We start from the raw sequence: 11,844 nt of genomic DNA on the forward strand, positions 1-11,844 counted from the left end.
GTTGAACCTGATCGTCTGGCCGGACCGGGTGGAGCGCTTTCGCGCCGAGGTCCTGCACGGCCGCCTGCTGGAGGCCCACGGCGAGTGGCAGTACAGCGACGGCGTTGGCCACCTGATCGTGCAGCGCCTGATCGACCGCAGCACCTGGCTCGGCGAACTCGCCACCCACTCCCGCGACTTCGGCTGAACCGCAAAGCGGCCAGTTCAGGTACGTCCGGCGAGGTGGCCGATGCGCTGGCTGACCTTCTCCCAGGCGCCCTCCAGAGCGGCCAGCGGATCGCGGCGCCGCAGGGCGCGACGAGAATGGATCCACTGCCCCGTGGGCCCAGCCGGCTCGGTGTCGTGTGCGGCCTCGATAATCCGCGAGACCACGGCGAACTGGTTGTACTCCTCCAGCACCCGGCGCCGGGCCTCGAGGATGTGTGGCAGACGCTGTTCGTATTCGTTGTCGCGGATGGCGCGGCGAATGCGTTCCGCCGTTCCTTCCACGTCTTCGATATCAATCGCGATGAAGCTCTCCGGCGGAAAATAGTCCGCCGCATTGGGCGCACCGTAGTAAAACGGGAGCGTCGCGCCGAGAAAGGCGTCCGCCAGCTTCTCGGTCCAGTGGTGCGCGCCCACGTAATTTTCCACCGCCAGATGGTACCGGTACGCGTCCAGGCACTCGGCCTTGTCATCCAGCGGCTGCACCCCCTTGCCGAAGATCTCCAGTTCCGGCAGCTCGGCCTTCAGCGCCCAGGTGAAGTCATAGCGCCGCCGGTGCAGGGTGTGGCGCTGGCGTTTCGCCGAACACATGGTGGCGATCTCGCGGGTCTTCTCCAGCGGCGGCTTCGCGTGCATCTCGTTGTACGCCCGCTCGCCCTGACTGCCGAAACCGTAGTACCAGAGCATCCCCTGCTGGGAATGGATGCGCCGCCGGTGCTTGAGAGCCCATTCCGGGTGCGAGGTCAGCACGCGCCCGAACTGCCGGGTAAAACGCCGGCCGTAGGACTTGATGGACGGCGGCTCCATGGTTACCAGGAGCGTGCGCTCGGCCCCACAGGTCAGCTGTTCGCTGTAGTGCCGGTTGCGCCCGGTGTTGGAAGGAAATTCGTCGTAGACCACCAGCCAGTCGTAGTCCGTTACCGCGGGGTCGAAAACGAACTCGCAGCGACCCCAGCGCGCCTCGCCGTCCGGCAACTGGTGGCGCCAGATACCCTCGCGCATGGTCGAGAGAAACTTGACCCGAATCGGACGCGAGGCGGGCTCGGTCACGGCCGATCTCCGCCGCGTTCCAGGAACTCGGCATAGGCCCCGGAGAGCCCCTCTTCAAGTTCGATTCGGGCCTTCCATCCCAGCGCCGCGAGTCGCGAGACATCCAGCAGCTTGCGCGGCGTCCCGTCCGGGCGCGAGGTGTCAAAACGCAGTTCGCCGGCAAAGCCCACCACCCGCGCCACCAGCCGCGCCAGGTCGGCGATCGCAAGATCCTCGCCGGTGCCGACGTTGATATGGCTCAGCATCGGTTCCGTGTGTTCTGCGTAGGTCACGTGATCGAGGTTCATCACGTGTACACAGGCCGCCGCCATGTCATCCACGTGGAGGAACTCCCGGCGCGGGGTGCCACTCCCCCAGACGGTCACATGCCCGGCTCCGGCCCGCTTCGCCTCGTGAAAGCGCCGGATGAGCCCGGGAATCACGTGGCTGTTCTCCGGGTGATAGTTGTCACCCGGGCCGTAGAGGTTGGTCGGCATCACCGAGCGGTAATCCGTTCCGTACTGCCGGTTGTAGCTCTCGCACAGCTTGATGCCGGCGATCTTGGCAATCGCGTAGGGCTCGTTGGTCGGCTCCAGCGGCCCGGTCAGCAGGGCCTCCTCGGGGATCGGCTGCGGCGCCTCGCGCGGATAGATGCAGCTGGACCCGAGAAAGAGCAGCCGCCGCAGGCCCGCGATGTGCGCGCCATGGATCACGTTCGTCTGGATCGCGAGGTTGTCGCGGATGAACTCGGCCGGATAGGTGTTGTTGGCATGGATGCCCCCGACCTTCGCCGCCGCGAGGTAGACCCGATCCGGACGCTCCACGCGCATGAAGGCCTCGACCGCCGCCTGATCGGTCAGGTCCAGCTCCGCATGGCTACGGGTCAGCAGTTCCACACCCGGCCAGTCCTCGAGCTGGCGACAGATCGCGCTGCCCACCATCCCGCGGTGTCCGGCGACGAAGACGCGTTGCGAATTACTCATGGCGGCTCAGGGTCCGGTAGCCGTGGTCGCGCACCAGCTCGTCCCGCTCGGCGCTCCTGAGGTCCTCGCGCACCATCTCGGCCACCAGTTCGTCAAAGCGAATGCGCGGTTCCCAGCCCAGCTCGCGCTTGGCCTTGCTGGCATCCCCCAACAGGGTCTCGACCTCGGTGGGACGAAAATAGCGCGGGTCCACCGACACGATGCAGCGGCCCTTTTCGTCGAATCCCTGTTCGTCCACGCCCTCGCCGCGCCATTCGATACGCATGCCCAGCTCGCGCGCCGCGGCATCCACGAAGTCGCGCACGCTGTGTTGTTCGCCGGTGGCGATCACGTAGTCGTCCGGGGTTTCCTGCTGCAGCATCAGCCACTGCATCTCGACGTAGTCACGGGCATGTCCCCAGTCCCGTTTGGCATCCAGGTTGCCCAGATAGAGCCGTTCCTGCAGCCCCAGCTTGATGCGGGCCAGGGCGCGCGTAATCTTGCGGGTGACGAAGGTTTCGCCACGCACCGGCGATTCGTGGTTGAACAGGATGCCGTTGCAGGCATACATCCCGTAGGCCTCGCGGTAATTCACCACGATCCAGTAGGCATACAGCTTGGCCACCGCATACGGGCTGCGCGGATAGAACGGGGTGGTCTCGTCCTGCGGGGTGGCCTGAACCTTCCCGTAGAGCTCCGAGGTGCTGGCCTGATAGAAGCGCGTGGTCTGCTCCATACCGAGGATGCGGATCGCCTCCAGCACGCGGAGCGTGCCCAGCGCATCGGAGTTGGCGGTGTACTCCGGCTCCTCAAACGAGACCGCGACATGCGACTGCGCGGCGAGATTGTAGATCTCGTCCGGCTGCACCTGCTGAATGATGCGGATCAGGCAGGTCGAATCAGTCAGATCCCCGTGATGCAGGATGAACCGGCGATCACTCTCGTGCGGATCCTGATACAGGTGGTCGATACGATCGGTATTAAACAGAGAGGAGCGGCGCTTGATGCCGTGCACCTCGTAGCCCTTGTCCAGCAAAAACTCGGCCAGGTAGGCCCCGTCCTGCCCGGTAATCCCGGTGATCAATGCCACTTTGGCCATGCCAACTCCTGCTCGCAGGCCACGCCCCGTCCGCGCGCCGCCCAAAAGGGCGGATCATAGCATTCCCGGAACCACCCGATGCCCGGTCACGCGCGGCCGTAGACGTCCTCCAGGCGGACAATGTCATCCTCGCCGAGGTAGCTGCCGGATTGCACCTCGATCAGTTCCAGCGGGAGCGCGCCGGGGTTCTCCAGGCAGTGAACCTGGCCAATCGGGATGAAGGTCGATTCGTTCTCGGTGACCAGGTAGTTCTGCTCGCCATTGGTCACCCGCGCGGTGCCGCTGACTACTACCCAATGTTCGGCCCGATGATGGTGCATCTGCAGGGAAAGACGCGCACCGGGGTTCACGGTGATGCGCTTGACCTGATAGCGCGCCCCGGTATCGATGGATTCGTAGCAGCCCCAGGGCCGGTAGACCACGGTGTGGTCCACGTGTTCGCTGCGATTGGCCTCCTTCAGGCGGTCGACGATGCGCTTGACGTCCTGCACCCGGTCGCGATCGGCCACCAGCACCGCATCGCGGGTTGCGACCAACGCAAGATTGCGCAATCCGATGCCCGCGACCAGCAGGCCATCGGCGTCCACCACACAGCCCTCGCTGTCTTCCAGCAGGCAGTCGCCGCGCAGCGTGTTGCCCTCCTCGTCCATGCCTCGCACCCCGGCCAGGGCGGACCACGACCCGATGTCGCTCCAGCCGGCCGCAAGTGGCGTCACCGCGGCATGTTCGGTGCGCTCCATCACCGCGTAATCGACGGAGATATTGGGCGCCAAGGCAAAGGCCTCGGGGTCCACCCGCAGGAAGTCGAGATCCTCACGGGCATCCTCCAGCGCGGCGCGACAGGCGGTCATGATGGCGGGCTCGAATCGCTCCAGCTCGTCGAGGTACTGCGATGCGCGGAACACGAACATCCCGCTGTTCCAGAGGTAGTCGCCGCGCTCGACGTAGTCGCGGGCCGTCGCGGCATCCGGCTTCTCGACAAACCGCGCAACCCGGGCGCCGGCTTCTCCCAACGACTCCCCCTGCTGGATATAGCCATAGCCCGTCTCCGCGGCGGTGGGCACGATGCCGAAGGTCACCAGGTAGTCCGCGTCCGCCAGGGCCACGGCTCGCGCAACGGCTTCGCGAAAGGCCGCGGCATCGCCGATGTGGTGGTCCGCAGCCAGCACCAGCAACAGCGGATCGCGCCCTTCGGCCCGCGCCTGCAGCGCGGCCAGGGCGATCGCCGGAGCGGTATTGCGCCCCTCGGGCTCCAGCAGGATGCGCGCCTGCTCCACACCCGCCGCGCGCAACTGCTCGGCCGCGAGGAAACGATGCTCGACATTGGCCAGCACCAACGGCGGTGCCGCGCCCAGACCGTCCAGCCGCTGCGCCGTCTGCTGCAGCAGGGTGTGCTCCCCCGTCAGGGACAGGAACTGCTTGGGATAGTGGCTGCGCGATACGGGCCACAACCGGGTACCCGAGCCGCCGGCCAGGATCACCGGTTGCAGGTCGGTCCGGCTTTGCGTCTGTTCCATCGCTGTCACCCCTGTATCAGGCGGGAAATCTCGTCCACGCGACGTTCCAGCAGGGCCGGGTCGGCGCGGGTTTCCACGTTCAGCCGAAGCAACGGTTCGGTATTCGAACTGCGCAGGTTGAAGCGCCAGTCGGCGAACTCCAGGCTGACGCCATCGGTATGATCCAGCGCCCCGCCCTGCTCCGCGTACGCACCCAGTACCCGGTTGGTGGCAGCCGCCACATCCTCGACCTCGAAGTTGAGTTCGCCACTGCATGGAAAGCGGGCCATGCGTTCGGCCACCATCTCGCCCAGCGACTGGCCCCGCCGGCCCAGGAGTTCAGCGACCCGCAGCCAGGGCAGCATCCCGGTATCGCAATAGTAGAAATCGCGGAAATAGTGGTGGGCACTCATTTCACCGCCGTAAATCGCATCCTCGTGACGCAGCCGCTCCTTCATGAAGGCATGTCCGGTCTTGGACTGGATCGGCTCGCCCCCGGCTGCGCGCACCATCTCGATGGTGTTCCAGGTCAGGCGCGGGTCATGGACGATACGTTCCCCGGCATGACCCTCCAGGCAGGCCTCGGCGAGCAGGCCGACGATGTAATACCCCTCGATGAAGTTGCCTTGGGCGTCGAACAGGAAACAGCGATCAAAGTCCCCGTCCCAGGCCACGCCCAGGTCGGCGCCGTTCCGGCGTACCGCCTCGGCGGTCGCCGCCCGGTTCTCCGGCAACAGAGGATTGGGGATTCCGTTGGGGAACCGGCCATCCGGCTCGAAATTGACCCGGATCAGTTCAAACGGCAGGTACGGCTCCAGCGCTTCCAGTACCGGACCCGCTCCTCCGTTTCCGGGGTTTACGACAATCTTGAGTCCCGGCAGCGCCTCGCGATCGACCGAAGCCAGCAACCGGGCGACATAGTCAGCCCGGTGGTCCAGGTGTCGCACCTGCCCATGGGGCATGGGGCGAAAATCGCCCCGCTCCGCACGCGCATGGATCGCAGGCAGCCCGGAATCGCCACTGATGGGACGCGCCTCGCTGCGCACCAGCTTCAGGCCGTTGTAGTCCAGCGGGTTGTGGCTGGCGGTCACCATGATCCCGCCGCCCGCACCATAATGCGCCGTAGCGAAGTAGACCTCTTCCGTCCCGCACATGCCGATATCGGCCACGTCGCTGCCCCCGGCCGTCAGACCCTCCGTCAGCGCCCGCGCCAATTCCGGGCTGGACAGGCGGATATCGTGTCCCACCACGGTCCGTCCCGGACGGATCTCCTCGGCGAAGGCGCGCCCGATCGCCCGCACCACCTCCGCGTTGAGTTGATCCGGCACCCGGCCGCGCACGTCGTAGGCCTTGAAACAGTCGATCTTCATGCACTCCCCTTCGGCGTGTTTCAGCCCCCGTCCGGTGGGGACTGCGACTCCTCGTCTTATGATACATAGCCGAATCGCGCCATGGCGCCCCCTCGGTACCAACAGCACAAACGGCGTTACTTGACGTTCCGGGCTCATGCCCCCGAACATGGTGGGCTTATCAAACGAGGAGAAGCCGATGAGCGAGCCGCAAGTGAAGACCGAGGAGAAGAAACAGCATTTTGACGACATCTATGTCGCCGAGACCCCGGTGCCGTTCAAGGAGCGCATCATCGACGCGCTCGACTACATCTCCGACGACTTCAACCGGCAAACCTTCGACCGGCTGATCCTCCCCTGGGCCGAAAAGCAGTCCGCCGCCGGCAAGACCCTGAACTACGTGGATCTGTGCTGCTGCTTCGGCAACACCACGATGGCCGCCATCCATAACATGGACGTCGAGGCAATCCGCGCGAACTGGGCCGACGAGCAGGCCTGCAAGACCATCGCCGCGCCGCGCCGCCTGCCAATGAAGACCACCGGGATCGATATCTCCGGCAATGCCCTGGCCTATGGCAAGAGCGCCGGCCTGTTCGACGAGACCTTCGAGGCCGACCTGAACCAGCCCGCCCCGGAGACCCAGGCCGCGATCGAGAAGGCCATGGCCGATGCGGACATCGTGATCTCCACCGCGTCGCTGGTCTATCTGGACCCGCCGGCAATCGAGAAGCTTGTGCGCTCCTTCGCGGAAGCTCCGCGCGAGGGCTACATGCTCGTCAACTTCCTGAACCCCTTCGCGCTGGAAAAGGCCGACGCGACCAAGCGTCTGCTGCTGGAGCATCTGGAGTTCGTGGGCAGCACGGCCAGTCGTCACCGTCGTCTGTCACCGCTGGAACAGGAAAACTATCCGGGCGAGGACTGGGCGTTGTTGGAGATCTGGGTCCTGCGCCGCCGCGCGTAGACGGAATATCGCCATGATCGGGGCCTTCCGGCCCCGAACCGACGGGCCGTCCCTCCGGGGCGGCCCGTTTTCGTTCGCGCCCCCGACGCGCCACCGGCACCACCGCCTCAGAGCAAAACGACGCGGTTACGCCCCGCCTCCTTGGCCTGGTACATCGCCTCGTCCACCCGGCGGGCAAAGGTCTTGGGGGTATCGCCCTGGCGCATCTCGGTCACACCGAAACTCGCCGTAACCGCGACCGGGCACGCCGTTTCCATACCCGCCACGGCCTTGCGCAGCTTTTCGGCCATGGCTTCGGCGCCTGCTCCCGTGGTCTCCGGCACGACGATCATGAATTCCTCCCCGCCCCAGCGCCCAAGGGCGTCGGCCTCGCGCAGCGCGACCTGAACCGTGTCGGCCAGCCGCTTCAGGACGTCGTCTCCGGTCTCGTGGCCGTAGTCGTCGTTGAAGTCCTTGAAATGGTCGATATCGAACATGATCAGGGAAAGGGGCCGTCCGTAGCGGCGGCTGCGTTCCATCTCCGCTTCCAGCGTATTACCAAGGCTCAGACGGTTGGCCAGCCCCGTCAGCCAGTCGGTATGGGCCAGGCGCCGAATCTCGTCCTCCATGCGCACTCGATCGGTCACATCCTTGCTGATCGACACGTAGTGCGTTATTCGGCCATAGGCATCGGTTACCGGACTGATGCTCTGCTCCATGTTCATCAGGTTGCCGTCGCGGCGGCGGTTCACGAACTCCCCTCGAAAGGCGTCACCCCGTTTCAGCGTCTCCCACATCTCGCGGTAGAACGCGGCATCCTGCTGACCGGACTGGAGGAACCGGGGATTCCTGCCTACGGCTTCATTCCGGCTGTACCCGGTCTGCTCCTCGAAGGCCGCGTTCACATAAGTGATCGTGCCGTCCGGATCGGTAATCAGCACGGGATCCACCGACACCTCCAGCGCGGTCGGCAATAGGCGTAGCTCGTCATCCCGCCGCCGCTCCTCGGTAACGTCCTTCTGCACCGAGACGAAGTGGGTGATGGCATCGCCGTGATCGCTGGCATGGACGGGCGAGATGTGCCAGCGAACCTCGTAAGCGCTGCCATCCTTGCGATAGTTGACCGTTTCGCCCTCGAAATACTCGCCACTGAGGAGTGCCCCGCGCAAACGGTCCAGCACCGCGCGCGAGGTTGCCGGACCCTGAAGGATTCGCGGGGTTTGTCCGAGGGCTTCCTCGCGCGAATACCCAGTCATGCGCTCAAAACCGGCATTGACGTAAACGATCCGCGGACCGGCATCCAGATCCGCGTCTGTAATGACGACCGCGTTGTACGATTGCTCGATAGCCGCATCCAGCAATCGGAGTTTCTCGAACCCCTCGATGATCGACACGGACGCCATATCGGGCCTTCTGCAAAAAGATGAACGCACGACACGCGGTCATGCGCAAGGTCACTGAAATCCGACCCGTTAGGGGTGGCGGGGTTCAGTCCATGTCGGCCATCTCGAGGATTGATCCAACAATGTCACTGGTCGTCACGATCCCTTCGAGCTCGTTGCCCTTGAGCACCACGAGACGCCGAATCCCCTGACTCACCATCAGCCGCGCGACGTACTTTACATCCATCTCGGCGGGCACCGTGATTACGGGTTTGGTGCAGACATCATAGACATTCGAGAGGTCGATATCGCCCTCCTCCGCCACGATCGTCTTGAGAATCGTGGTGTAGGTGATGATGCCGTAGGCATCGTGGGGGTGCTGCTTTTCCACCACCAGCGATTTCACACCGTGCTTGCGCATCAACTGCATCGCCTCGCGAAGCGGTGCCAGCGGCGACACCGTAACGACGTTGGGTCTGAGAATTTCGCTTACCAGCATGTTGTTCTCCGTCAAAGTTCTTCCTTGACCTGCTCCTGGAACTGCTCGATCTGCTTGCGCCCGATACCGGCGAGATGGGCCACATCCACTGTAAAGGCAACCCCGCGCGGGTCATTGGCCAGATCCAGCTCCTTCGAGATGCACTTGAGCACGTCCAGGGCCACTTTTTTCTCCAGCACCCACAGCAGGACCGACTGACTGCCCTCGTAGGTCATACCGAGAAATGTCTTGCGGGCCTCGGCGCCAATCCCGCGCGCATCCATGATTGTCACGCCACCTGCGCCCGCTTCCTTGGCCGTGGCAATCGCCTGTTCCTCCAAGTCATCCGAGAGGACGGCCACCAGTGCGGAAAATCGCATTGCTCACTCCTCCTGCCGCTCGTCGCGAGCGGACCAGCGTTCGTTAAGGTCCACGGCGATTGCGTAGAGCATCACCGTGACGATGGGAAAAATCGACGCAAACGCGATCAGGCCGAAGCCGTCGACCAGCACGTTGCGATCATCCAGGTGCGTCGCCAGGCCGATACCCAGTGCCGTTACCAGCGGCACGGTCACCTCCGAGGTCGTGACCCCTCCCAGATCGAAAGCCAGGGCCACGATATGCTTGGGGGCGAGGATGGTCAGCACGATCACCAGCAGGTACCCGCCCATGATGTAGTGGTGGATGGAATCCCCCTCCAGGATCCGATGGACCCCGATAGTGATACCGATCGCCACTCCAAGTGCTACGAGGATCCGGATGACGTCGCCCCTCAGGGAGCCCCGCGCCGCCTCCTCCGCCTTCTGGCCGATCGCGATCAGCGCGGGTTCGGCCATCGTGGTGGCAAACCCGATGGAGAAGGCAAACACATAGACCCACAGGAACAACTCGTTGGTAATGAGTTGCTCCGCCATGCTCTCGCCGATCGGAAACAGCCCCAGCTTGAGCCCCACCACGAAGGCGTACAACCCCAGGACCACCAGTACGAAGCCGAAGAGCACGCGAGGCAGGTACGGGATGCGCTTGCGCAGTACGAAGTACTGGAACACCACGACCACCGCGATGATCGGCGCCACATCGCGAAGCATCACCAGCAGGTCCATCCCCATGGCGGACGCCCAGTGCCGCTGGCCCTCCCCCACAAGATCCGTATCCGGGTCCATCGCGGCGGTCACGGTACCGGTCGGGGCCGCAACCTCAGCCCCGGCAAACACGATGATGCCGTAGATCTGCACCGTGATCATCGGCACCATCACCGCCAGCGCCACCAGCCCGAAACCGTCGCGCAGTGGGTTGCGTCCACTGATCGAGGCGGCCAGGCCGAGGCCCAGCGCGGCCACCAGCGGCACGGTGACGATGTTCGTGGTCACCCCGCCCGAATCGTAGGCCAGACCCACGATCTCCTCGGGGGCGAAGAAGGTCACCAGCACAACAAGCACGTAGCCGCTCAGGATGTACCAGTGCAGCGGATGGCCCAGCACCGTTCGCAGGATACCCAGGGCCACCACCGCCCCCACCGACAGGGCGACAATCAGGCGCAGAATCAAGCCCTCAATCCGTCCCTCGCTGATCAGCTCCGCCTGCTCCGCCACGGCGATCAAGGCCGGTTCGGCGATCACCGTGGCAAACCCGAGGGCAAAGCCGAAGGCCATCAGCAGCAGCAAGGAACCGCGCCGCGCCAGCGCATTGGAGAGATTCTTTCCGATGGGGAAGACCCCCATCTCCAGGCCCTGCAGGAAAAGCGCCACGCCGAACACGACAATGGCCAGCCCCACCACCATGGAGAGCAGGCCATCCGGCACCGTGCGCAGCACCAGTGCCTGGAAGGCCGCCACCACGATCACGATGGGCGCCAGATTGCGCGCCGCGTGACCCAGGGTGTGGAGAAAGTTCATGCGCTCCCTTGCCGGGGTCCGCCCCGGAATCAATTCCCCGCTCGGTGGTCGCAGGGTGTATGGACTCCCTAAAGGTACCCTATCGCGCCGTGGTCATTGGCGCCACGGGCGGCCTCGGCGCCGCCTTCACCCGGCATCTGGAAAGCGACCCGAACTGCGAAAGGGTCGTGGCCCTTGGGCGCCACACCGACCCGGCGGTGGATCTCCTGGACGAAGCCAGTATCGAGGCGGCCGCATCGTGGCTGCGTGAACAGGCGCCAGAGTGGGACCTGATCCTCGATGCGACCGGCGCCCTGACCATCGATGGCCGGCGTCCGGAAAAGCGCCTGCGCGATCTCGACCCGGCAATCATGGCGCAGGCCTTCGCCATCAATGCCATCGGTCCAGCGCTGTTGTTCAAGCATCTGGCACCGCTGCTCCCGCGCGGTCGCAAGGGCGTGTTGGCCACCCTGTCGGCCCGGGTTGGCTCCATCGAGGACAACCACCTCGGCGGCTGGGTGAGCTATCGCGCCTCCAAGGCGGCGCTTAACCAGATCGTCCGGACCACGGCCCTGGAACTGCGATTCAGCCATCCCCTGGCGGTTGTGGTCGCCCTGCAGCCTGGTACCTGCGACACCCACCTCTCGGAACCATACCGGTCCCGAGCGCCGGACGTCCTCAGCCCTGACTATTCCACCGGACGCTTGCTGGATGTCCTCGACCGCCTGGACACCGAGCAGTCCGGCAGCTTCCATGACTTCGAGGGCCAGCGCCTGCCGTTCTGAAAACCGTCACAGGACATGATCTACATCAACGAATACTGATACGCATGACGCGATAGTAGCTCCGAACAATCACGCCCTCGGAGGAACCGAACATGCGACGCACCCTGACTTTCCGTTCCCTGGCGCTGGTCGGCCTGCTGGCCCCCGCCGCCCTCATCCCGGCCCACGCCACCGCCGCCAACGCCGATGTCGCCGCCGGCGACTGGCTGCTGCGCGGCGGCCTGACCCATGTGGCCCCCAAGTCCG

12 protein-coding genes are annotated in these 11,844 nt (G+C 64.8%); 3 read left to right on the forward strand and 9 right to left on the reverse strand.

Annotation, left to right across the window (positions count from 1 at the left end; translation table 11 throughout):
- On the forward strand, nucleotides 1-187 hold a 187-nt coding region (locus tag ACESLR_RS10280), incomplete at its 5' end, for a hypothetical protein (protein ID WP_373024431.1).
- A 17-nt stretch (nucleotides 188-204) separates the two neighbouring features.
- Here the strand turns inward: ACESLR_RS10280 and ACESLR_RS10285 are convergent.
- The 5 genes from ACESLR_RS10285 to ACESLR_RS10305 all read right to left on the reverse strand — a co-directional run bounded on the left by ACESLR_RS10285 (nucleotide 205) and on the right by ACESLR_RS10305 (nucleotide 6,160).
- Nucleotides 205-1,254, reverse strand: a complete 1,050-nt coding sequence (locus ACESLR_RS10285) for a glycosyltransferase family 10 domain-containing protein (protein ID WP_019568324.1) — start codon at nucleotides 1,252-1,254, stop codon at nucleotides 205-207.
- Nucleotides 1,251-2,216 (reverse strand): GDP-L-fucose synthase family protein, encoded by a 966-nt coding sequence (locus tag ACESLR_RS10290; protein ID WP_373024430.1) that lies wholly within the window; start codon nucleotides 2,214-2,216, stop codon nucleotides 1,251-1,253. The genes ACESLR_RS10285 and ACESLR_RS10290 overlap by 4 nt, the downstream gene beginning before the upstream one ends.
- On the reverse strand, nucleotides 2,209-3,294 hold the full coding sequence (gmd, locus tag ACESLR_RS10295) for a GDP-mannose 4,6-dehydratase (RefSeq protein WP_018145793.1): 1,086 nt from the start codon (nucleotides 3,292-3,294) through the stop codon (nucleotides 2,209-2,211). The genes ACESLR_RS10290 and gmd overlap by 8 nt, the downstream gene beginning before the upstream one ends.
- Nucleotides 3,295-3,380: 86 nt before the next feature.
- On the reverse strand, nucleotides 3,381-4,811 hold the full coding sequence (locus tag ACESLR_RS10300) for a mannose-1-phosphate guanylyltransferase/mannose-6-phosphate isomerase (RefSeq protein WP_373067260.1): 1,431 nt from the start codon (nucleotides 4,809-4,811) through the stop codon (nucleotides 3,381-3,383).
- A 5-nt stretch (nucleotides 4,812-4,816) separates the two neighbouring features.
- On the reverse strand, nucleotides 4,817-6,160 hold the full coding sequence (locus tag ACESLR_RS10305) for a phosphomannomutase (RefSeq protein ID WP_373067265.1): 1,344 nt from the start codon (nucleotides 6,158-6,160) through the stop codon (nucleotides 4,817-4,819).
- 178 nt (nucleotides 6,161-6,338) lie between these two features.
- On the opposite strand from ACESLR_RS10305, the gene ACESLR_RS10310 reads away from it, so the two are divergent.
- Nucleotides 6,339-7,100, forward strand: a complete 762-nt coding sequence (locus ACESLR_RS10310; RefSeq protein WP_373024427.1) for a class I SAM-dependent methyltransferase — start codon at nucleotides 6,339-6,341, stop codon at nucleotides 7,098-7,100.
- 107 nt (nucleotides 7,101-7,207) lie between these two features.
- Here the strand turns inward: ACESLR_RS10310 and ACESLR_RS10315 are convergent, their stop codons facing one another.
- The 4 genes from ACESLR_RS10315 to ACESLR_RS10330 form a co-directional block, all read right to left on the reverse strand.
- Nucleotides 7,208-8,482, reverse strand: a complete 1,275-nt coding sequence (locus tag ACESLR_RS10315; RefSeq protein WP_373054206.1) for a diguanylate cyclase — start codon at nucleotides 8,480-8,482, stop codon at nucleotides 7,208-7,210.
- An 85-nt stretch (nucleotides 8,483-8,567) separates the two neighbouring features.
- Nucleotides 8,568-8,960 carry a CBS domain-containing protein gene (locus tag ACESLR_RS10320; protein ID WP_017942513.1) on the reverse strand — a complete coding sequence of 131 codons (393 nt, stop codon included), beginning with the start codon at nucleotides 8,958-8,960 and terminating at the stop codon, nucleotides 8,568-8,570.
- A gap of 11 nt (nucleotides 8,961-8,971) precedes the next feature.
- A complete protein-coding gene (locus ACESLR_RS10325; RefSeq protein ID WP_024325795.1) occupies nucleotides 8,972-9,319 on the reverse strand; it encodes a P-II family nitrogen regulator in 348 nt (115 codons plus the stop codon).
- A gap of 3 nt (nucleotides 9,320-9,322) precedes the next feature.
- Nucleotides 9,323-10,834, reverse strand: coding sequence for a DUF1538 domain-containing protein (locus tag ACESLR_RS10330; protein WP_373024425.1), 1,512 nt, complete (start codon nucleotides 10,832-10,834; stop codon nucleotides 9,323-9,325).
- Between the two features lie 59 nt (nucleotides 10,835-10,893).
- Here ACESLR_RS10330 and ACESLR_RS10335 point away from each other — a divergent pair, with 59 nt between their 5' ends.
- Nucleotides 10,894-11,598, forward strand: a complete 705-nt coding sequence (locus ACESLR_RS10335) for an SDR family NAD(P)-dependent oxidoreductase (RefSeq protein ID WP_373024423.1) — start codon at nucleotides 10,894-10,896, stop codon at nucleotides 11,596-11,598.
- Nucleotides 11,599-11,844: the final 246 nt, after the last annotated feature.

The sequence above is a fragment of the Thioalkalivibrio sp. genome (assembly GCF_041685615.1).
Lineage (GTDB): Bacteria > Pseudomonadota > Gammaproteobacteria > Ectothiorhodospirales > Ectothiorhodospiraceae > Thioalkalivibrio.